Source organism: Stenotrophomonas sp. NPDC077461 (assembly GCF_049545475.1).
GTDB classification, from domain to species: domain Bacteria; phylum Pseudomonadota; class Gammaproteobacteria; order Xanthomonadales; family Xanthomonadaceae; genus Stenotrophomonas; species Stenotrophomonas nematodicola.
The window spans coordinates 246,375-268,552 of record NZ_JBMWDO010000004.1 but is presented as its reverse complement, the minus strand read 5'-3'; the positions used below and the strand labels follow the sequence as shown (position 1 = coordinate 268,552).

The 22,178-nt window shown below is 68.1% G+C and carries 14 protein-coding genes; 7 read left to right on the top strand and 7 right to left on the bottom strand.

What is annotated here, in order from left to right:
• Positions 1 to 72: 72 nt before the first annotated feature.
• Complete coding sequence (locus ACPEH8_RS09925; protein WP_017355898.1) at positions 73 to 2,043, bottom strand: OPT family oligopeptide transporter; 1,971 nt, start codon at positions 2,041 to 2,043, stop codon at positions 73 to 75.
• Between the two features lie 183 nt (positions 2,044 to 2,226).
• On the opposite strand from ACPEH8_RS09925, the gene ACPEH8_RS09920 reads away from it, so the two are divergent.
• The 3 genes from ACPEH8_RS09920 (at position 2,227) to ACPEH8_RS09910 (ending at position 8,216) form a co-directional block, all read left to right on the top strand.
• Positions 2,227 to 3,414, top strand: a complete 1,188-nt coding sequence (locus ACPEH8_RS09920; RefSeq protein ID WP_051008594.1) for a heparan-alpha-glucosaminide N-acetyltransferase domain-containing protein — start codon at positions 2,227 to 2,229, stop codon at positions 3,412 to 3,414.
• A 116-nt stretch (positions 3,415 to 3,530) separates the two neighbouring features.
• On the top strand, positions 3,531 to 5,288 hold the full coding sequence (locus ACPEH8_RS09915; RefSeq protein WP_017355900.1) for an oligopeptide:H+ symporter: 1,758 nt from the start codon (positions 3,531 to 3,533) through the stop codon (positions 5,286 to 5,288).
• A gap of 264 nt (positions 5,289 to 5,552) precedes the next feature.
• Positions 5,553 to 8,216 (top strand): hypothetical protein, encoded by a 2,664-nt coding sequence (locus tag ACPEH8_RS09910; RefSeq protein WP_423666615.1) that lies wholly within the window; start codon positions 5,553 to 5,555, stop codon positions 8,214 to 8,216.
• A gap of 46 nt (positions 8,217 to 8,262) precedes the next feature.
• Here ACPEH8_RS09910 and ACPEH8_RS09905 read toward each other — a convergent pair whose 3' ends face one another.
• From ACPEH8_RS09905 to ACPEH8_RS09895, 3 genes are all read right to left on the bottom strand, one after another.
• A complete protein-coding gene (locus tag ACPEH8_RS09905; protein WP_017355776.1) occupies positions 8,263 to 10,236 on the bottom strand; it encodes an alpha/beta hydrolase family protein in 1,974 nt (657 codons plus the stop codon).
• 110 nt (positions 10,237 to 10,346) lie between these two features.
• Positions 10,347 to 12,326 carry an alpha/beta hydrolase family protein gene (locus tag ACPEH8_RS09900; RefSeq protein WP_026070734.1) on the bottom strand — a complete coding sequence of 660 codons (1,980 nt, stop codon included), beginning with the start codon at positions 12,324 to 12,326 and terminating at the stop codon, positions 10,347 to 10,349.
• 140 nt (positions 12,327 to 12,466) lie between these two features.
• A complete protein-coding gene (locus ACPEH8_RS09895) occupies positions 12,467 to 13,105 on the bottom strand; it encodes a LysE/ArgO family amino acid transporter (RefSeq protein ID WP_423666613.1) in 639 nt (212 codons plus the stop codon).
• A gap of 131 nt (positions 13,106 to 13,236) precedes the next feature.
• Between ACPEH8_RS09895 and ACPEH8_RS09890 the strand changes: the two genes are divergently transcribed.
• Both ACPEH8_RS09890 and ACPEH8_RS09885 read left to right on the top strand, forming a co-directional pair.
• Positions 13,237 to 14,142, top strand: a complete 906-nt coding sequence (locus ACPEH8_RS09890) for a LysR family transcriptional regulator ArgP (protein WP_136006147.1) — start codon at positions 13,237 to 13,239, stop codon at positions 14,140 to 14,142.
• 84 nt (positions 14,143 to 14,226) lie between these two features.
• Positions 14,227 to 14,811, top strand: a complete 585-nt coding sequence (locus tag ACPEH8_RS09885; RefSeq protein ID WP_017355772.1) for a hypothetical protein — start codon at positions 14,227 to 14,229, stop codon at positions 14,809 to 14,811.
• Between the two features lie 21 nt (positions 14,812 to 14,832).
• Here the strand turns inward: ACPEH8_RS09885 and ACPEH8_RS09880 are convergent, their stop codons facing one another.
• Entirely contained in the window at positions 14,833 to 15,258 is a 426-nt protein-coding gene (locus tag ACPEH8_RS09880; RefSeq protein WP_017355771.1) for a hypothetical protein, read from the bottom strand.
• 71 nt (positions 15,259 to 15,329) lie between these two features.
• Entirely contained in the window at positions 15,330 to 16,451 is a 1,122-nt protein-coding gene (locus ACPEH8_RS09875; RefSeq protein ID WP_423666611.1) for a PAAR domain-containing protein, read from the bottom strand.
• A 207-nt stretch (positions 16,452 to 16,658) separates the two neighbouring features.
• Here ACPEH8_RS09875 and mqo point away from each other — a divergent pair, with 207 nt between their 5' ends.
• Positions 16,659 to 18,347 carry a malate dehydrogenase (quinone) gene (mqo, locus tag ACPEH8_RS09870; protein ID WP_423666609.1) on the top strand — a complete coding sequence of 563 codons (1,689 nt, stop codon included), beginning with the start codon at positions 16,659 to 16,661 and terminating at the stop codon, positions 18,345 to 18,347.
• A 373-nt stretch (positions 18,348 to 18,720) separates the two neighbouring features.
• Positions 18,721 to 20,895 (top strand): TonB-dependent siderophore receptor, encoded by a 2,175-nt coding sequence (locus tag ACPEH8_RS09865; protein ID WP_166472726.1) that lies wholly within the window; start codon positions 18,721 to 18,723, stop codon positions 20,893 to 20,895.
• On the opposite strand, the gene ACPEH8_RS09860 is transcribed toward ACPEH8_RS09865, so the two are convergent.
• Positions 20,847 to 22,178 carry an MFS transporter gene (locus ACPEH8_RS09860; protein WP_243746322.1) on the bottom strand — a complete coding sequence of 444 codons (1,332 nt, stop codon included), beginning with the start codon at positions 22,176 to 22,178 and terminating at the stop codon, positions 20,847 to 20,849. The two genes, ACPEH8_RS09865 and ACPEH8_RS09860, sit on opposite strands and share 49 nt — an antisense overlap.

The window sequence follows — 22,178 nt, the reverse complement described above, 5'->3', positions numbered from 1 at the left end:
ACCCCGTGGGGGCACGCGTTGCGCGCGCCCCCTGGCGGTGGAGCCGGGCCCTGCCCGGCTCCCTGCGGCGGCTTACACGTTGCCGACGGCGCGCTTGCCGGTGCGGTAGATCAACCAGCCGACCAGGAACAGCACGACCAGGCCGATCCATTGGGCGCCCGGCAGGTGGAACGGCAGGGCCAGCACGTCGGCACGGCTGCTCAGCACGATCGGGACCGCGATGGCGATGCCCATCAGGGCCTCACCGGTGATCAGGCCGGCGGCGAACAGCACGCCCGGCTTGTGCACGCGGTCGCGGCCTTCTTCGTCGTCGGCGCGCACCTTGTGGAAGCGTTCCACCAGATAGGCGATCAAGCCGCCCAGGAAGATCGGCACCATCAGCTCCAGCGGCAGGTAGATACCGATCGCCGCCGCCAGCACCGGCACGCGGAAGCGGGCGTTGCGCGCCTTCAGCCAGCTGTCGAAGGCGATGATCGCCGCGCCGACCACGGCGCCGATGCCGATGAAGGTCCACGGCAGCTCGCCACCGAACAGGCCCTTGGCCACCGAGGCCATCAGGTTCGCCTGCGGCGCCGCCAGTGCATTGGGGTGCAGCTCGGACTTGACGCCGATGCCGTATGCGGTGGCCAGCAGGTTCAGCACCGGGGCCATGATCAGGGCGCAGGAGAACGCACCGATGCCCAGCATCAGCTGCTGCTTCCACGGCGTGGCGCCGACGATGTAACCGGCCTTGAGATCCTGCAGGTTGTCACCGCCGACCGCCGCCGCACAGCACACCACCGCGCCGATCATGATCGCGGCCACGGCACCCAGCGGGGCCCCGCCAACGCCGACCGGCTTGAGGCCGTCGGCCCCCAGCAGCACCACCAGCACCGCCGAGGCGAACAGGATGGTGGAAATGGTGATGCCCGAGACCGGGTTGTTGGACGAACCGATCAGGCCGGCCAGGTAGGCCGAGACCGACACGAACAGGAAGCCCGCAGCGATCATGATCAGGGTCATCGGGATCGACACGTGCCACTGGCCCACGATGGCCTGGTACAGCGCCAGCAGCGGCAGGGTGAACACCACCAGGGCCACCAGCATCCACTTCATCGGCAGGTCGCGCTCGGTGTGTGCCAGCGCCGGTCCGCCGCTCTTGCGCGCGGCGGCAAAGCCGCTCTTGACGCCGTTGAGCAGCGACTTGCGCAGCGAGATCAGGGTCCAGACGCCGCCGATCAGCATTGCGCCCACGCCCAGGTAACGCATTTTCGCGCCCCAGATGGCGAATGCCGCCTCGGTCGAGCTGGCCGTGGCGATCGATGCCGCCAGTGCCGGATCGGTGTTCATGAAGAACGCCTGGTACAGCGGAATGGCGATGTGCCAGGTCAGGATCGAGCCGGACACCACCACGATGCCGACATTCAGGCCGACGATGTACCCCACGCCGAGCAGCGCCGGGGACAGGTTGGTGCCGATGAAGGCGGTGATCTTCGAGCTGCCCACGTAGGCCGAGGTGGCCCAGGCATCCGGGATCAGGCGCAGGCCACTTTCGGCCGCCAGCTTCACGAAGGCGCCGATCACGGCCGACACCGCCAGGATCTTCAGGCCCGGGCCCGGGTTCTCACCGGCCTTGAGCACTTCGGCGGCCGCCTTGCCTTCCGGGAAGGGCAGTGGATCTTCGACGATCATCGACCGGCGCAGCGGCACCGAGAACAGCACGCCCAGCAGGCCGCCCAGACCGGCGATGCCCAGCACCCACCAGTACTTGAAGTCCGGCCAGTAGCCCATGATCACCAGCGCGGGGATGGTGAAGATCACACCGGCGGCGATCGACGAGCCGGCGGAGGCGCCGGTCTGGACGATGTTGTTCTCAAGGATGGTGCCGCCGCCGAGCAGGCGCAGCACGCCCATCGAGATGACGGCCGCGGGAATCGCGGTGGCGATGGTCAGGCCTGCGAACAGACCCAGGTAGGCGTTGGCCGCCGACAGGATCACCGCCAGCACGATGGCAAGCACCACCGCGCGGAAAGTGAGCTGTTTGGGCGCAGCGTCGTTGTTCATGTAAGCCCCTGCTGGCAAAAAATCTGGTCCACGCTAGCGTTCATGTCCGGGCAAGTCCAGTGTGAAACGTGCTGCAGCGCGCGTGACTCACGGTGGTCACGACGATAGGGCGGCAACGCCGCCGCCATGCCGCCCGGATCGGCAAGGCCTGGTCGCCCGGTCACCTGGTCGCGCCAATTAGTTATGTTATATCCTATCGCGCCACATCCTGGCGTTGCCGTGACCACTCCCCTCGCCTCCCGCCTGACCTCCATCGACCAGCTGCGTGGCACGGTGATCGTGCTGATGCTGCTGGACCATGTCCGCGAAACGTTCTACCTGCACCATCAGGTCCCGGACCCGATGGTGGTGGACCAGACCGAGCCGGCGCTGTTCGTCAGCCGCCTGCTCGCCCACCTGTGCGCCCCCGTGTTCGTGCTGCTCACCGGGCTGTCGGCCTGGCTGTATGGCAGCACGAAGGCCGATGGCCGGCGCGCCACCAGCGCGTTCCTGCTCAAGCGGGGCCTGTTCCTGGTGGCGCTGGAGCTGCTGGTGGTCAACTTCGCCTGGACCCTGCAGTTCCCGCCCAGCGTGATCTACCTGCAGGTGATCTGGGCGATCGGCCTGAGCATGATCGTCCTGGCCGGGCTGCTGTGGCTGCCGCGTGGCGCGCTGGCGGCACTGGCACTGGTGCTGATCGCCGGGCACAACCTGCTGGACGGTGTGCGGGTGACGGGCGACGGGCCGCTGGCGATCCTGTGGAAGGTGCTGCACCAGCGCGACTGGATCGCGCTGGGTGACCATCTGCGCCTGCGCACCTCCTACCCGGTGCTGCCGTGGATCGGCGTGATCGCCCTGGGCTACGCGATCGGGCCGTGGTTCGCGCGCGGCGGCGATGCCGCACAACGCCAGCAGCGGCTGGTGCTGGCCGGCGGGGGCGCCCTGCTCGGCTTCGTGCTGCTGCGCGCGGTCAACGTCTACGGCGACAGTCCGTGGCAGACGCTGGGCACCGCCGGTGCGACGCTGATGAGCATGTTCAACGTCACCAAGTACCCGCCTTCGCTGCTGTTCCTGCTGCTGACCCTGGGTGTGGGGTTGTTGCTGCTGCGCCTGTACGAGCGGCCGGCCGTCGCGCGTGTGCTGGCACCGCTGGCCGATATCGGTGCCGCGCCGATGTTCTTCTACCTGCTGCACCTGTACGTGCTGAAGCTGCTGTACGTGCTTGCCGAGGCGTACCGGGGGCCGACCCACGGGGCATACGTCGGGGTGGACCATGTGGCCACCCTGTGGGTCCTGACCGCCGTGCTGGTCCTCGCCCTGTACTGGCCGACCCGGGCGTTCGCGCGGTTGAAGGCACGGCGGCGGGATCTGGCGTGGTTGCGGTATCTGTGAGCAGGGCGTGCCGACCAACGGTCGGCCCCCACCCACCGTAGCAATGGCCCGAACGGGTGCCGGCACCTGCGCAGCACAGGGGGCATAATCGCCGCCTGTCTGTTGCCTGCCCGCCCATGACCGCCATTGCCCTGCCCGCCTCCGACGACTTCCTCGGCCATCCCAAAGGGGTCTACGTCTGCTTCTTCACCGAGATGTGGGAACGCTTTTCGTTCTACGGCATGAAGGCGCTGCTGCTGCTGTACCTCACCAAGTACCACCTGTTCGGCGACAAGGCCGGGCTCGACCTGCTCGGTGCGTACGGAGGCCTGGTGTATTGCATCCCGGTGTTCGGCGGCCTGCTCGCCGACCGCTGGCTGGGCATGCGCAAGGCGGTGGTGTTCGGCGGCGTGCTGCTCGTGCTCGGCCACCTGGGCATGGCCTTCGAAGGTCACGCGGCCACCCGCATCGACGGCCAGATCGTGCGCGACGAGGCGGCGCTGGGCATCACTTACCTGTCGCTGGCGCTGATCATCATGGGCGTGGGCTTCCTCAAGCCAAACATCTCCACCATCGTCGGCAAGCTCTATCCCGAGAACGACCCGCGCCGCGACTCGGGCTTCTCGCTGTTCTATGCCGGCATCAACCTCGGTGCATTGTTCGCCTCGCTGGTGTGTGGATTTCTCGGCGAAGCCTACGGCTGGAAGTACGGCTTCGGCGCCGCCGGCATCGGCATGGTGATCGGTCTGGTCATGTTCCTGTGGGGCCAGAAGTACCTGCAGGGCCATGCCGAACCGTCCGACGCACCGGCCCTGCGCCACCGCGTGCTCGGCATCCGCCGCGAATGGCTGATCTACGCGGTCGCGGTGCTCGGGGTGATCCCGGTGGCCGCGCTGATGTGGGCCGCCGCCAATGGCGCCTTCGCGCTGGGCGGCGAAATCAGCCTCGCGTTGATGCTGATGATCGTCGTGCTGGGCGGCGTGCTGGTGTGGTTCGCCTGGTTCACCGGCACCCGCTGCACGCCGGTGCAGCGCCAGCAGATGATCGCGTTGATGGCGCTGATCTTCATGGCCCTGGTGTTCTTCACCCTGTACGAGCAGACCTACGGCTCGTGGGTGACCTTTACCGACCGCCTGCTGACCAAGGACCTGGTGCCCGCGCTGGTGATCCAGGGCGGCACCCCGCTGCCGTGGTCGATCGCCTCGCTGCTGCTGGCGCCGCTGGGCTTCGTGGTGGCCGCGCGTCTGTCCGAACGCAACCCGGCCTCGGCCGCGCCGCGCACCCTGTTCATCGCCATCGTCGCGCTGATGCTGGTGATGCTGGTCCGCGACTGCCTGGTGATTCCGCAGACCGCCGGTTCACTGACCTACCTCGGCGGCCTGTTCCTGGTGGTGCTGGCGCCGTTGTTCGCGATGCTCTGGGCGTGGCTGGACCGTCGCCGCATGGACCCGTCCAAGCCGGTCAAATCCTCGTTCGGCCTGGTCTTCGCCGCGCTCTCGTTCGTGCCGCTGGCACTGGCCGCGCAGCACGTTGGTGCCACCGGCCAGATGGCCAGCGTGTGGTGGCTGGTACTGGCCTATCTGATCCTGGAGATCGGCGAAATGTGCCTGTCGCCGGTTGGCCTGTCGGCGGTCACCCAGCTGGCCGCGCCGCGCGTGGTCAGCCTGATGATGGGCACCTGGTTCCTGGCCACCGCGTTCTCCGAAACCCTGGCCGCGCTGTTCGGCAAGCTCGCCGCGATCGACGTGCCCGAAGGCGAAACGATGAACATCGCCGCTGCCGCAGCCAGCTACGAGCATCTGTTCTGGCTGCTGATGTGGATCGGCCTGGGCTGTGCGGCGGTGGCGCTGCTGTGCTCACCGCTGCTGAAAAGGATGATGCACGGGGTGAAGTAGCGCGGCATCGCAACGCACCTGCACAACGGCACCCATGTGGTGCCGTTGTGCGTTTCAGGCGCTGTGATTTAGCAGCAACACATAAACGTTTCCTAACACCATACGACCCGGTCACATTCTGGGATTTTCGTATTTGTTTCAAATACAGCCTCCGGCGTTGTCACGACCATGACGCTCCTTCACCGCCCTCGCGCGGTCGGAGCGGTGTCGCGACCCGCACACGCTCCGTCTTTCCTCGTCCTGTACCCATGACTGGAGCTGCCCATGCGCCGTACCGTTCTCTTCCACCACCCGCTCGCCGCGATGATTGCCCTGACCCTGTGCGGCGTGCCCGCACTGCCTGCCCACGCGGACACCGCGGCGCAGTGCGATCCGGTCGGCGACACCGACTGCGAAACGGCGCAGGGCAGCGGCCGAGGCGGCCTGTCGGCGTGGTGGATCGGCGGCATTGTCGCGGTGGCAGCAGGTGCGGCGGGCGCTGCCGGCGGCGGCGGTAGCAACGGCGGCGGCAATGGCGGTGGGAACGGCGGCGGCGGTCCCGTCCCCGGCCAGGAAGGCGGCCAGTTCGGCGATCGCCAGATCCTGGTCGCGGCTGGCGGCGAGTCCGCTTGGAATCAGCCGGTGGACACCCGCATCATCGGCAGCGCACGCAACGACGGCCACCTGGCGCTGAATGCCGGCAGCCTCACGGTGCGCGGCAACGGTCATCTGCACAACCACGGCACGCTGCGCGTCGGCGAGGCCGCGCGCCTGGTGATCGAGCGTGATGGCGACCTCGACAACCGTGGCCAGCTCGACCTGCGCGGCAGCCTGCATCTGCAGGCCGATGCCAGCCTGGAGAATTTCGGCCGCCTGTCGGCACAGGGGGCACGCATCACCCTGGACGGCGATGCGGAGATCGACAACCACGGCGACATGCAGCTGCGCGACACACTGGTGGTGCTGCAGGGCGACAGCGATTTCGACAACGGCGAGCGCCAGCGCCCCGCAAGGCTGGTCGTGGACGGCGGCGGGTTCGTGCTGGGCGGTGCCGCCGGGTTCGAGAATCACGGCACCCTCCACGCCAGTGGCGCGCTGAACCAGGGCAGCCTTATCCACGCCACCACCGCGCGCGTCGGCAATGACCGCGACACCATCGAAGCGTTCAACAACCACGGCAGCATCGTGCTCGATGCCGATGCCCGGGTGCTCACCCTGCTCGCCGATACCCACGCCAGCACGGGCATCAACCGGGTGGGCGGACAGATCACCAGCCATGCCCGCAACCACGCGGCCCTGCATGCCGAAGGCGCATCGGCGACGCTGCTCAACCAGGGTACCCTCACCGTGACCGGTGATCACGCCGTGGCCATGTCCGGCGCGCGCGGCGCCACCCTGATCAACGACGGCACGATCAACCTCGGTATCGCCGGTGCGGACAACGGCCAGCACCTGGTGGCGATGCGTTCGGATGGCTCGGCCACGCTCAACAACCGCCGTGGCGGCGTGATCAACATCCACGCCGACCACTCGCATGCCTTCCAGAGTGCGGGGGGCGGGAGCGGCCGGCTGATCAACAACGGCCAGGTCAATGTGTATGGCAGCGGCAGCGGCATCAACGCCGATGCCGCCACCGCTGCGGTCAATCGGCCCGGTGCCGACCTGGGTTGGCAGGCACCGCGCGGCATCAGCGGCTACACCGTGGGCACGAACGCCGATGGCAGCGCCGGGCGCATGGCGCTGCATCAGGGCGGTCACTTGGCCGATGTCGCGGTGGACACCGGCTTCACCCGCGGTACCGCCGCGTCGCAGGTCCACCTGCCGGGTGTGTTTACCGGGGCCGACAGCGGTGAAGACAACATCCGCAGCGCGACGGTGGTGTGGCGCGCGCAGGCCGAGCGCGATGCCAGCGGCAACGTCGATGTGGTGATGACACGCAATGACTACCGCGCGCTGGCCGATGCATCGGTCCAGGGCGTGGCGGCCGCGCTGGAAGCTGGTTATGGCAACTCGGCGCTGTTCCACAGCCTGGAAGTGGCCGACACCGCCGAGTTCAACCGTGCCCTGCACCAGCTGTCCGGTGGGCAGGTGATGGCGGCGAGCCAGCGCCTGGCCGCCAACGGCGAGGCGTTCTGGTCGAGCCTGGCACGCAGCGCGCCGACCGACGGCCACCACCTGCTGGCGTTCGGGCCGGGCGCTGACACCCGCTACGGCGTGCAGGGCGTGGGCAGCGGCCTGCAGTTGGCGGTACCGATGCAGGGCGGCCGCCATCTGCAGATGATGTCCGGCCTGCTCAGCACGGATGTCGCGCACGACGGCGGGCAGACGCGCAGCCAGTCGCGCTTCGCCGGCGTGGGCATCGGCCAGTCGTTGGGTGCGTTCCGCGTGCAGCACACCCTCGGCAACGAGTGGCACCGGATGGACGGTCAACGACAGCTCCAGTGGGGCGCTACGCACACGACGGCGCACAGCCGGCGCGCGCTCTCGCGCACCCGCATCGGCAGCATGCTGAGCCGCGATGTGGTGGCCGCCGCCGTGCACTGGCAACCGCGGCTGGGCGTCACCGCGTTCCACACCCGCGAGGCCGCCTTCCACGAACATGGCGCCGACGCATTCGGGCTCTCGGTGGGCGCGGGCACGCGCCGTGGCGTACAGTGGGAAGCCGGCACGGGCGCGCAGGCGCGGCTCGGGTCGGCGTGGACAGTGCGTGGCGACGCGGCATTGATCGGCTCCGTCAAGGAGCATGCCCGCGGTCGCCTGGCGTATCTGCACGGGGCGGCGGGCCACGCATTCGAGCTGCCGGGCCGCACGTCGGGCGTGGACTACCGGGTGATGATCGGCGCGGATTACCGTCGCCAGCGCCTGGCGCTGGGCGGGGCGGTGCTGGCGCAACGCCTGCTGGGCACTCCGGACACCCAGGCGCAGATGCACCTCAACTACGTGTTCTGATCCCGCCGGACGATGGCGCGCAGGCGCCATCGTCCGCCGTGCCGGCTCAGGGCTGGGCCGGTGCCGCCGGTGCCGTGGCGGTCGCGCCGCCCAGGCTGCGCGACAGGAAGGCGAGCAGCCTGGTGTAGTACTCGCGCCGGTGGTCGTCGGTGTAGAAGCCGTGGCCTTCGGTGGGGTAGTACAACGACTCCACCGGAACACCGGCCTTCTGCAACGCCGCTTCCATGCGCCTGGTGTGCTGGATGGGGGCGCGTTCGTCCTGGCCCCCGGCCGCCAGGAACACCGGCACCTTGATGCGGTCGGCCAGATTGACCGGCGACACCGCCGCGAGCTCGCTCCGCTCGCCGATCCATTCCTTCAGATAGGTTTCGCCCGAGCGCCGCCCCTGGATGTCGCCGGTGGTATGCATCATCGGCAGGTCGTAGACGCCCACATAGCCCGCCGCGCAACGGTACAGCGCCGGTTCCCTGGCCACGCCCATCAGCGCGGCGTAGCCGCCGTAGCTGGCACCGTAGATGCAGATCTTCGAGCCGTCGGCGATGCCCTGTTCCACCGCCCAGCGGGTGGCGTCAGTCACGTCGTCCTGCATCGTGCCGCCCCACTGGCGCGCGCCGGCCTGCTCGTGGGCACGGCCGTAGTTGCCCGAGCCACGGAAATTGACCTGCAGCACCGCATAACCGGCGGCGGCCAGCAGCTGGTTCTCGCTGTCGTAGCGGCCATCGTCATAGACATCGAACGGACCGCCGTGCGGCACCACCACCATCGGCAGGCGCTTGCCTTCGCTGCCCTTGGGCACGGTCACGTAGCCGTGCAGCGGCAGACCGTCGCGTGCCTTCAGCGCGATCGGGCGCACCACCGCCGCCGCCTCCGGATCGATCCAGTCGCTGCGGCTCAGCAGGTGTTCGGCATGTTTGGCCACAGTGTCGAACAGGAAGAAGTCGCCGGGGTTGCGGCCGGACCAGACTTCCAGCAGCAGGCGCTTGCCGTCGCGGGTGGACGAGGTGACATACACCGCCTCGCCGCCGAAGGCCGCTTCCAGGCTGCGATGCATGCGTGCGTCGGCGGATTTCTCGTCGAAGAAGCGCGTCCGCGGGGTATCGCCCATGAACAGCGCACCGACCGGGATCGAGGTGCCCTGCCGGTAGATCACCCGTGCCGGGTCCACGACGGGATCGGAGAGCACGGGCAGGCGTTCGCCGGTGGCCGGGTTCCACGAGACGAATGCCGCCGGCCCGCGCGGCTGCTCCACGATCAGGTAGGCCAGCGTGCCATCGGAGGAGAAGCCGACCGGCCGTTCGATGTGCCCACTGACGTTCTCATCGTTGACCAGCGTCCAGTCGTTGCCGGCCGCCGCGCGGTAGTACAGCTTGTTGATGTTGTCGCCGCCGGCCCCATAGGCAAAACGCACCTCGCCCTGCGGGTCGGTCGCAAAGCGCGCGCGCTGGACCGGTGCGCGCGCGGCCACCTGGCGATGACCGGTGACCACGTCCAGGCGCTCGGCGCGGGTGAAGGGATCGGCGGAGAACGGCCACGTGGTGACCAGCACGCCGCGCGGATCATTGGGCAGGTCGTCGGCCAGGAACGCAGCCACCGCGTCGCCCTTCTTCGGCTGGATGCGCGATCCCTGCCGCGCGGTCGCGCGGTAGCCGATCAGCAGCTCGCCCCGGCCGCCGTTGGCGTTCATGGCGAACAGCTCGCCGGTGGGGCGCGGCGCATCATGCGAGCCGAACTTCTCGGCCAGGCCGATCACCACACGGTCATCGCTGGCCCAGTGGAAGTCGGACGCATGGTTGTCGCGCGGCGGCACGAACGAGCCGGTCAGGCGACCTTCCACGCGGTGCATGATCGCCAGCGCGGTACGGTCCTCCATAGGCACGGTGGCGGCGAAGTAGTCGCCCGATGGCGAAATCTTGATGCTGGTGAATTTGTCCCGGCGGAGGTAGTGATCCAGATCCACCGCGGCGGCCTGCCCGGCCAGGGTCATGCAGACGGCCAGTGCCGCCAGAGTCAACGTGCGCATCCTTCCCCCTTGGCTGCCGGACGGCGTGTCCGGCAGATAACGATGGTCCGGGCCAGGCAGGCCCCGGTGTGGCGCGGCGGCGGGCGATGCCGCCACCGCACGCGGCGCGGTCAGGGCGCCTTGCCCTTGCCGGCAGGTGTGGTGGTGGCCGTGGCACCGCCGAGGCTGCGCGACAGGAACGCCAGCAACCGGGTGTAGTACACGGTGCGATGTTCCTCGGTGTAGAACCCGTGCCCTTCGGTGGGGTAGTACAGCGATTCCACCGGTACGCCGGCCTTCTTGAGGGCGGCTTCCATGCGCTTGGTATGCTCGATCGGCGCGCGCTCGTCCTTGCCGCCGGCAGCCAGGAACACCGGCACCTTGATGCTCTCGGCCAGGTTGACCGGCGAGCGGTCGGCCAGGTCCTTCGGACGGCCCATCCACTCGCGCAGGTAAGTCAGGCCGAATGCGGTCTTCTGCACATCGCCGCGCGCGTACATCAGCGGCAGGTCATACACGCCTACATACCCGGCCGCGCACTGGTACAGGCCGGGCTCGCGCACCGCCCCCATCATCGCCGCGTAGCCGCCATAGCTGGCGCCGTAGATGCAGATGCGCGCCTTGTCGGCCACGCCCTGCGCGATCGCCCAGCGCGTGGCATCGGTGACATCGTCCTGCATCGCCATGCCCCACTGCAGGCGGCCGGCCTCGGTATGTGCGCGCCCATAGTTGGACGAGCCGCGGAAGTTGATCTGCATGACGGCATAACCGGCGGCAGCCAGCAGTTGCGACTCGATGTCGTAATCACCGCGGTCGAACACGCCGATCGGCCCGCCGTGCGGCACCACCACCATCGGCAGGTTGCGCCCGTCGCTGCCGTACGGCAGCGTGAGGAACCCATGCAGCGGCAGACCGTCGCGGGCCTTGAAGGCAACCGGCCGTACCTCGGCACTCTTGGTCGCGTCGATCCAGTGGCTGCGGCTGGCCAGGTGCGCGGCGTTCTTGCGGGCGGTATCGAACAGGAAGAAGTCGCCGGGATTGCGCCCGGACCAGGTTTCCAGCAGCAGCTTGCTGCCATCGCGGGTGCTGGAGGTGATGTAGACCGGCCCACCCAGCGCGGCTTCCAGGCTGCGGTACTGCCGCGCCGTGGCCGAGGCGTCATCGAAGAACGCGGTACGGGGCGTATCGCCCAGGTACAGCGCACCAACCGGGATGCGGGTGCCGGGCTGGCGGATGATCCGATGCGGGTCCACGACCGCATCGCGCAACAGCGTCCGGCGCTCGTTGGTCTCCGGGTCCCAGCTGACGATCGCATCCGGCCCGCTGGCCTGTTCGACCTGCAGGTAGGCCAGACGGCCATCGGCCGAGAAGCCCAGCGGTACCTCGGTGCGCCCGCTCACGCTCTGGCTGTTGACCAGCGACCACTCGCCGCCAGGCGCGCGGTAGTACAGCTTGTTGACGCGGTCGTTCGCCGCGCCCAGTGCAAAGCGCACCTCGCCCTGGTTGTCGGTGGTGAAGCTGCCGCGCTGCACCGGCGACCGCACCACCATCGTGCGCCGGCCGCTGAGCACGTCCATGCGTTCGACCTGCGGATAGGGATCGTCGCTGAAGGGCCACACCTCGATCAGCGCATACCGGTCGTCGTCGGGCAGGTCGTCGGCCATGTAGGCGGCCACATCGCCCGCTTTCTTGACCTTGATATAGGTACCCTGACCTTCCTGCACCCGGTAGCCGACGAGCAGCTCGGCGCGCTTGCCATCGGCATTGATGCCGAACAGCTCGCCGGTGGGCTGCGGCGCATCGCGCGCGCCGAGCTTCTGGGCCAGGCCGACCACGATGCGCTCGTTGCTGACCCAGTTGACCGTATGGGCGTGGTTGTTCCTGGGCGGTTTGAAATTGCCCACCATCTGCATGTCCGGCAGACGCAGGATCGCTACCGCGGTTGCATCTTCCAGCGGTATCGTCGCGGCGATGTACTCGCCTCCCGGCGATATCTGGATGTCCTCGAAACTCTGCTGCCGCAGATAGCGGTCCAGATCCACCGTCCCGGCCTGCGCCGGAAGTGCCGCACACACCACCGCCAGCATGGCGGCCCATCTGATCCTGCTCATCCATTCCCCCGGCTATCGGACTTCATGTCCAAGCGCCCGATTCTAGGCGGAAGGCAGGGTCGGGAACCAGTGCGGAAAGCACACAGAAAAATGGCACCGCGAACGGTGCCATTCAAGGCATGCATCGATGGAGAGAGGTATCAATGCATACCGCGGAACGCGAGGGTCAGCGCCAGGATCGACAGGATCACCGCGATGGTGCCATCGAGGATGCGCCAGGTCTTCGGCTTGGTGAACAACGGTGCCAGCAGGCGCGCGCCGAGCCCCTGCGCGGTCAGCCACAGGCAGCTGGCGGTGACCACGCCGGCGGCGAAGGCCATGCGCGACGTACCGAAGTTCTCGGCAATCGAACCGATCACCATCATGTCCAGCCAGAAGTGCGGGTTGATCAGCGAAAAGCCGACGGCCGACATCAGCACCGCGCGGCGCGAGGTGTCGCCGCCGTCGTCCATGTCCATGCCGCCGCCACCGCCGGCCAGCGCGCGGCGCGCCGACTGCCATGCATACCAGGCCAGGAACGCCACGCCGCCCCACAGCACCGCCGTGGTCAGCCACGGCAGCGCATGCGTCAGGGTGCGCAGGCCGGCGACGCTGGCGAAAATGAAGGCGGCGTCGATCGCCGCGCAGGTCGCCACGACCGGCACGATGTGCTTGCGCAGGATGCCCTGGCGCAGGATGAAGGCGCTCTGCGCGCCGACGACGGCGAACAGACCAATGCCGGTGGCGGCGCCGCTGAACCATGCGGCGAGCCCGGCGCTGCCGGAAATGATGGAGAACATGGGAGACCACCTGTGTTGCGGGGGGCGGTGCCTCGCCAAGGCGTACAGCACCGGATGGCGCGTATTGTCGCGCCGCAGCATGGAAAAGTAGAGCTAAACTTACTTAACCTCCTTTAGCCATACTTAAGATCATGCGGATCGACCACGCCCAGCTCCGCGCCCTTGCCGCCGTCGTCCGCGAAGGCAGTTTCGAGCGCGCCGCCCAGTCGCTCAATGTCACCGCCTCGGCGGTGTCCCAACGGATCAAGGCGCTGGAGGACCGGGTCGGCCGGCTGCTGGTCAAGCGCTCGTCCCCGGCGGTGGCGACCCCGGAAGGCCAGGTGCTGGTGCAGCTGGCCGAGCAGACCGCGCTGCTCGAGCACGACGCCCTGCATCGCATGGGCATCGCCGACGAGGACCTCCCGCACGCCAGCATCCCGGTGGCGGTCAACCACGACAGTCTGGAAACCTGGTTTCCCGAGGCTGCGCGCAGCTTCGCCGCACAGACCGGCACCACCCTGGACCTGCGCCTGGAAGACCAGGACCACACAGTCGCGCTGCTCCGCCAGGGCGCGGTGCTGGGTGCCGTGACCACGCTGGACGAGCCGGTGCAGGGCTGCCAGATCCACGCGCTGGGCAGCATCCGCTACGCCGCCACGTGCACCCCGGCCTTCCATGCCCAGCACTTCGCCAAGGGCGTCAACGCGCAGTCGCTGGCGCAGGCCCCGGTGCTGGTGTTCAACCGCAAGGACGACCTGCAGGCACGCTTCGCCCGGCGCCTGGCCGGTGAGGACCTGCCGCTGACCGCCCCGACCTGGTGGATTCCGTCGACCCGCGCATTCGTGCAGGCCAACCTCGGCGGGCTGGGCTGGACCATGAATCCCCTGCCCCTGGTCAAGCGCCACCTGGAGGCCGGGCGGCTGGTGCTGATGAAGCAGCGCGCCTGGGAAGACGTGCCGCTGTACTGGCAGCACTGGAAGGGCGATGTGCAGACGATGTCGCTGCTGACCCGCGCGGTGCTGGGGGCCTCGGCGGCGCTGGTGCGGAAGAAGCGATAGCCCGCGAGCGCGGCGGTGACGGCGGTCACGCGCCGCTGACCTGCGCGCGGGCAGCATCAGCCCATTCCCGCCACGGGGTCGTCGATGGAAAGCGATCCGCTGTTCCTGCATATCCGGGTGGTGCTCGGCATCATCCTCGGCCTGAGCATCACCACACTGCTGCGCGGGCTGGCGTCGATCATCGAGCACCCCCAGCGCCGGGGACTGTCGTGGGTCCACCTGTGCTGGGTGGCGTGGGCGCTGGTCTCGGTGGTGACGTTCTGGTGGTGGGAGTTCCGGCTCACCGAGGTGCGGCACTGGACCTTCGGCACCTACGTGTTCGTGATCGGCTACTGCGCCGCCTGGTACATGCTGTGCGTGCTGCTGTTCCCCGACGACGTGCGCGAGTTCGGCAGCCTGGAGAACTACCTGCTGCAGCGTCGCAGCGGCTTTTTCGGGGTGCTGGCGCTGATCACCCTGCTGGACCTGGGGGATACGGCGATCAAGGGCCACAGCCGCTGGCAGGCACTGGGCGAGGCCTATCTGCTGCACACCGCGGCAATGCTGCTGATTGCCGGGCTGGGCGTCGCGCTGCGATCGCGGCGCGCCCATCTGCTGCTGGCCGCGACCGCGCTGGCGTACCAGGCGACCTACTTCCTGCTGGAGTACTTCACGCTGGGCGGGACCTGAGCCCCCCGGCCGCCAGCCGGCTCAGCGCGCGTCGAGCCCGGCGCGGCCGTCCACGATGTGCACCTTCGCGCGCACGATGGTGGCGTCGGCACCCTTGCGTTCGGGGGTGATGTTGAAGCTGAAGACCGCATCCAGATCGACCGGGCGCAGCGCGAAATCGTTGATTTCCTTCGGCACGATCGGCCAGCTGAAACGCACCGACTGGCCCGGTGCCAGGGTCTCCAGGTCCTTCAGCATCAGGCCGTCCACCGGGTTGCGGCGCAACTGCTTTTCCTTGCCCGAATGGCGGTCCACCAGCCGTACCGCCGGGCCGCGCTTGCGCAGGAAGGCGACCGGCAGCGCCACCGCGCTGCGGCCGCCGTTGCGCAGTTCCAGTTCCACCCGGACGTCGTCGCCGGTGAAGCGGCAGTGGGCGTCGTCGATGCAGCGGGCGTGGAGTTCGATCATGGGGGCAGGCTCTGGGTTCTGTGCAGACGAAGGTGAAACGGCAAACAGGGCAATCAGGGGAATCAGGGGAATCAGGAAACGGTGCATGTCAGCTCCCGGCCGAGCTCGCGACGGAGCAGTTCCTGCACCTCGCGACCAATGTTCCAGGCATGCCTGGGGTGGGTACCGGCGCTATGGTACGTGGACATGATGGTGGCCTGCGGGTCGGTGCTGTCGCGGTAGGCCATCGCCTCCACCCCCACGGGGTCGACGGTGCCGTCGGGGCGGATGTAGCGCACCGTGTCCGAGGCGTCGTCCTCGTTCTCGGAATACTCGTCGGGCAGGCCCAGGGTGTGGGCAAACTCGTGCGCGTAGGTCCAGGGGTCGGTGGTGGTGGCGACAAACACCAGCGGCGGATCGACCATTTCGCGGTCGTACTCCTTGTGCAGCTGCAGCGTGTAGTCCTGGCCACCGTCCACCCACTGGATCGCATAGCGGATCGGGAACGTGCGCGTGCCGCACTGCGGGTCGTTGACCGCCAGGGTGAACTTGCCGTTCCAGTAGGTATCCACGCCTTCCATCATGCGCAGCTTGGCCGTGGTGACGTCGCCGGCGGTGACGCCGGCCAGCGGCTGTACGCGGACCTTGATCGACACCACGACATCCCCGCCGGACCTGAGCGGCACGGCGATGCTGTAGGTCACCGGGAACGTCCAGTCGTAGCGGGTGCCCGCCGGGTCGAACGTTTCGGAATAACGCCCGTCGGCGTTCACCGCGATCTTCGCCTCATGGTCACTCACCCAGCATTGCGGGGCCTCCTCGGGCGCGGCCGGTGGCGCATCGGCAGGCTTGCTCGCCTTCAGCACTGCCGCCGCGATGGAGACTGCGGCGGCGAGCACCGCGGCGGCGTTGCCGGACCCACCGCTACCACCACCGCCACCGCCGCCGCCGGCCTCCACGCTCACCGTCGCCTGCTGGCCGGCCAGCAGCGTGCAGCCACAGCTGGCCTTGTCGCCATGCCGGGCGACCGGGTTGCCGTCGATGATCAGGGTGGCGTCGCCGCTGGCGATCACGCCGGGGCCGTGCTTGCTGCACAGCACCGCGTCGTTGACCCGGGCCACTGCGCGTCCGTCGATATCCGTGAAGGGCGAGCCGGCCAGTACCGTGCCGCCCAGATGGAGGTGGTCACCGACCACAACCAGCGTCCTTGCCATTGCGTACCTGTCTCTTTCGTAGCGATCCGTTGCGCATTCAGTTTACCTGCGGGAACCGGTGGGGTCACCCCATCGGATGCTGCGTTGCACCAAATCCGTACCGGAAAGGGCTAGAATCCGCGCCAAGGAACCGCTGTGACCCCTGTTTTCACGGGCGTCCCCGGCAGCGGCGGCATCCTGTTCACGTCTCCTTCCTCTGGGATCCCCATGAAAAAAATAGCGAAGGTCGCCCTCGGCCTGCTCGTGCTGTTGCTGCTGGCATCGGCCCTCTTCCTGTACTGGCCGCTGACGCAGCGCTCGGTCCCCGCCGCCGGCAACGACAAGCCGGTGGACGTGGTCCTGATCGGCGGCGGCATCATGAGCATCACCCTGGCCACGTTCCTGCAGGAACTGCAGCCGGACTGGAACATCCAGCTCTATGAGCGCCTCGACGGCGTCGCGCTGGAAAGCTCGGACGGCTGGAACAACGCCGGCACCGGGCATTCGGCGTTCGCCGAACTCAACTACACCCCGGAACTGCCCGATGGCAGCATCGAGACCAAGCGTGCGGTGGGCATCGCCGAGCAGTTCGAGATCTCGCGCCAGTTCTGGTCGCACCAGGTCAAGGCCGGCCGCCTGAGCCAGCCGTCGGACTTCATCAACCCCACCCCGCACATGAGCTTTGTGTGGGGCGACGACAACATCGCCTATCTGCACAAGCGCCAGCAGGCGCTGGTGAAGAACCCGCTGTTCTACGGCATGCAGTACTCCGAAGATCCCGCGCAGATCCGGCAGTGGGCACCGCTGTTGATGGAAGGCCGCGATCCGAAGCAGAAGGTGGCGGCCACCTGGATGCCGCTGGGCACCGACGTGAACTTCGGCGTGATCACCCGCCAGCTCACCGCCGGCCTGCAGCGCAGCCCGAACTTCCAGCTGCATCTGAAGCATGAAGTCGGCGCGCTGCGCCAGAACGATGACAAGAGCTGGAACGTCACCGTGAAGGACCTCACCTCGGGCACCGAGTCGACGATCAAGTCACGCTTTGTGTTCATTGGTGCCGGTGGTGCCGCGTTGAAGCTGCTGCAGCTGTCGGGCGTCCCGGAGTCGAAGAACTACGCCGGCTTCCCGGTGGGCGGCCAGTTCCTGGCGTTCCAGTCGCCGGCCATCGCCGGGCGTCACGGGGTGAAGGCATACGGCATGGCCGAGACCGGCTCGCCGCCGATGTCGGTGCCGCACCTGGATGCGCGCAGGCTGGATGGCAAGCCGGTGGTGCTGTTCGGGCCCTTCGCGCTGTACAGCACCAAGTTCCTCAAGCACGGGTCATGGTTCGATCTGTATTCGTCGGTGAACCACAACAACGTGGCCGGCATGCTCGACGTGGGCGCCGAGAACCTGGACCTGGTGAAGTATCTGATGGGCCAGGCGCGCCTGAACGACGACGACCGCCAGGCCGAACTGGTCAAGTACTTTCCCAGCGCCAAGCGCGAGGACTGGACACTGGTCACCGCCGGGCAGCGGGTGCAGATCATCAAGCGTGATCCGGACAAGGGCGCGATCCTGCAGTTCGGCACCGAGATCGTGACCGACAAGGACCACACCCTCGCGGCCCTGCTGGGTGCGTCTCCGGGCGCCTCGACCTCGCCGCCGATCATGCTGGAGCTGCTCAGGAAAGCCTTCCCCGAGCAGATGGCGGCCGGGTGGGAAACGCGGCTGAAGCAGATCGTGCCGTCGTACGGGCGAAAGCTCAACGACAGCGCGGCGCTGACCAACGAAGTGCGCCGCCAGACCAGCGAAACCCTGAAGCTGCCCTACCTGGACGTGCCGGTGGACACGTCGCCGGCGGTGATGCTGACCCCGCCGGCCAACGCACCGGCCGAGAAGAAGCGCAACGCCAACGAAGAACTCCAGGCACTGTAAGGCCTGCGGCGCCCGCCACCGGGCGCCTTTGCCGGAGCGGCCCCCGCCGGGGGCCGGCCGGATGCGGCGGCCCGTCGCGGCACCCGTCGACGCGGATACCGGCCGCCAATGTCGTCCCGCACGACCCTCCGCGCCCTTTGGCGTCGCAGGGAGTATTTGTAAAGCGAATGAGAACGCTTTACATTTGCACCCCGCTGCATCGCCGGTGCGGGTGCTGGACGGTCTCAACGGACTGCCGTCTGCCCCGCTGAACGCTCCACGGCACCCCTGGCGGACGCTTGCCCGCGCCGCCTTCAGAAGGACCTGTCGCCTGGCGCTGTCGCGTCGGGCCGCGGTGCTGCCCCCTCTCCCGAGACCGATTCGAGACCCCTGCATGTCTTTCCGTGACCGTCCGCTCCGCTCCCCCCGCCGTGCGCCGCTGGGCCTGGCCCTGCTCTCCGTGCTGTCGCTGACCCCGTCGCTGGCGCTGGCCGATGCCGCCACCGATGCAGCCGGCACCACCGACGCCAGGACCCTGGACAAGGTCCGCGTAGTCGCCGCCCAGGCCACGCCGTCGAGCAGTACGCGCCTGCCCATCACGCTGCAGGAGACCCCGCAGTCGACCAGCGTGATCGGCCTGGAACGCCTGCAGAGCGAATCGCTGTACAGCATCAACGACGTGATGCGCAACGTCACCGGCGTCAACGTGTCCTTCTACGATACCCAGCGCCCGCTCTACTACGCGCGTGGCTTCACCATCACCGACTTCCAGGTGGATGGCCTGCCCACCTACAGCGGGTCCACCAACCAGGAATATGACACCGCGTTCTACGACCGCATCGAGGTGATCCGCGGCGCCAACGGCCTGCTCAGCGGTGCCGGTATTCCCTCGGCCACGGTCAACCTGCTGCGCAAGCGGCCCGGTCGCGAGTTCGATGCGTCCTTCGCGATCAGCGCCGGCAGCTGGGATTTCCGCCGCATGGAAGCGGACGTCAACGCGCCGCTGACCGCCGATGGCCGTTTCCGCAGCCGCGTGGTCGCCGCCTACCAGGACCGCGACTACTACTACGACCGCTACACCGAAGACAAAATGTCCGGGATGGCGGTGCTGGAAGGCGACCTCACCGACAGCACCACCGTCACCGTGGGCTACCAGCGCCAGGACAACAACCCGGTCGGCTCGACCTGGGGTACCGTGCCGTTCTTCAACAGCGATGGCAGCTTTGCGCACCTCCCGCGCGAAACCAACATGGCCCCGAAGTGGACACGCTGGCAGCGCGAGACCAGCACCGCGTTCGCCAATCTGGAGCAGACATTCGGTGAGAACTGGATGCTGAGGGTCAATGCGGCTCACACCGAAGGCAATGTGCAGAACGTGCGCGTTTACGGCAGCGGCTATCCCGATCCCACCACGGGCAGCGGCGTGACCCTGATGGCCGGTGCCGGTGACGCCGAGGACACCCGCAACGGCGTGGACGTGTTTCTGTCGGGCAGTTTCGCGCTGTTCGGCCGCGAGCACGATGTGGTGGTGGGTGGCAGCTGGTCGGACCTGGAATCGACCACCTGGACGCTCACCCCGGTCAACACCTGGCGCTACGACATCCCGAACCTGTACACCTGGGACGGCGACATCCCCGAGCTGACCGCCAGCCGCACCGGCGCCCGCCGCGTCCAACGCACCACGCAGAGCGGCGTGTACGCCTCCACCCGCCTGCGTCTGGCCGATCCGCTGTCGCTGATCGCCGGCGCGCGCCTGAGCCGCTGGGAAACCCTGACCCGCGCCTACAACACGCGCGGTGCGTATACCGCCACCAGCGGCCAGTACAAGGTCACCGACGAGGTCACGCCGTATGTGGGCCTGGTGTACGAGATCCTGCCGGCGCTGTCGGTCTATGCCAGCTACACCGAGATCTTCAACCCGCAGAATTTCAAGGACAGGAATGAGAACCTGCTCGCGCCGGTGCAGGGCTCCAACCTGGAAGCGGGCATCAAGTCGCAGTGGTTCGATGGCCGCCTGACCGCCAACGCGGCGATCTTCGAGGCCAAGCAGGACAACTACGCGGTGCGCGACATGACCCAGCCGGACGGGTCGCTGAGCGATGGCAGCTCGGCGTACGTGGGCGTGAACGGCACGAAGTCACGTGGCTGGGAAGTGGACGTCAACGGCCAGATTCTGCCGGGCTGGACGGTCAATGCCGGCTACACGCACGTCAAGGTGACCCGTGCGGCGACCGACCTGATCTACGCCAACCTGCCCGAAGACTTCCTGCAGCTCAACACCACCGTGCAGCTGTCCGGCGCGCTGGAGCGGCTGAGCCTGGGCGGCGGGTTCTCATGGCAGAGCAGGGTCCGCGGCTACAACATCCCCTACCCGCTGGGTGGCACCGTCACCGTCAACCAGCCGGCGTACATGCTGGTGAACCTCAACGCCAACTACCGCATCAGCGACAACTGGATGGCCACCCTCAGCGTGCGCAACGCGCTGGACAAGACCTACTGGGCCAACCTGGACTACAACAACTACGGTGAGCCGCGCTTCGTCTCGGCCAGCCTGCGCTGGAAGTTCTGAGGACGCGTCTCGCGCAGCGTCCACATCACCGGCAGCACCAGCACGGCCACCAGCGCGATCATCGCGCCCGGCGCAGCGGACCACCCGCTGTGCCGGACCAGCAGTTCGGCGACCAGCGGCGTGGCGCCGCCGAAGAACGCCGTCGCCATCGTCACGCCCAGCGCCAGCCCGCTGAGGCGGCCTTCGCCCGGGAACTGTTCAGCGGTCGCCGGGGCGGCGACCGCACTGACGCCTCCGGCCAGGCAGGCCAGCACCACGGCGGCAACAGCGATCTGCACGGTGCTGCCCGCGGCCATCACCGCGAACATGCCCAACGGCAGCAGCGCCGACAGCAGCGCCAGCGCGATCAGCACCGGGCGTCGACCGATCCGGTCCGACAGCGCGCCGGCCAGCGGCGTCACCCCGATCACGGCCACTGCCGCCACGGTGGACAACCACAACGCCGTCGACTCCCCGACCTTGCCCACCGAGCCGAGAAACGCCGGAACGTAGGTGATGCCCACGTAGTAGGTGATCGAACCGAGCGCGGAAATCGCGAAGGTGCGCGCCACCGCGCTGCGATGATGCCGCCAGGTGTCGCGGATGGGTGACACCGGCACGGTGCCAGCCGCCTGTTGCCGTTCGAACTCCGGCGATTCCTGCATCCGCGAGCGTGCCAGCAGGATCGCACCAGCGAGGGCAGCCCCGACAAAGAACGGAATGCGCCAGCCCCACGCATCCAGCTGCGCCGTGCTCAACAACGCAACGGTCAATGCCGACAGCCCCACCGCCAGCAGCGCGCCCACCTCACTGGCAGCCGACGCCAGCGAAGTGATCAACCCCCGCCGCCGCGGCGGCGCGGATTCCAGCAGGTAGGCGACCACGCCGGTGTACTCGCCACCGACCGAGAACGCCATCAGGCAGCGCAGCAGCAGCAACAGCACCCCGGCAGTGGTGCCCAGCGTGGCGAACGTGGGCAACAGCGCGGTGGCCAGCATGGCCACGGTCATCAGCAGCATCGAGGCCAGCATCATCACGCGCCGCCCGAAGCGGTCGCCGAGATGGCCAAAGCACAGCGCCCCCAGCGGGCGCATCAGATAGGACACGGCGAACCCGGCCAGGGTGGCCAGCAACGCATGCTCGCCGCCCCCGAAGAACACCCGCGACACCACCGTGGCCAGGTACAGGTACAGCGTGAAGTCGTACCACTCCACCACCGTGGACAGGCCGGCGATCAGCATCGAGCGCGAGCGTCCGGCAGGCGCTGCGGGCACTCCACTGATCATCGGTTCGGCATCACGCAT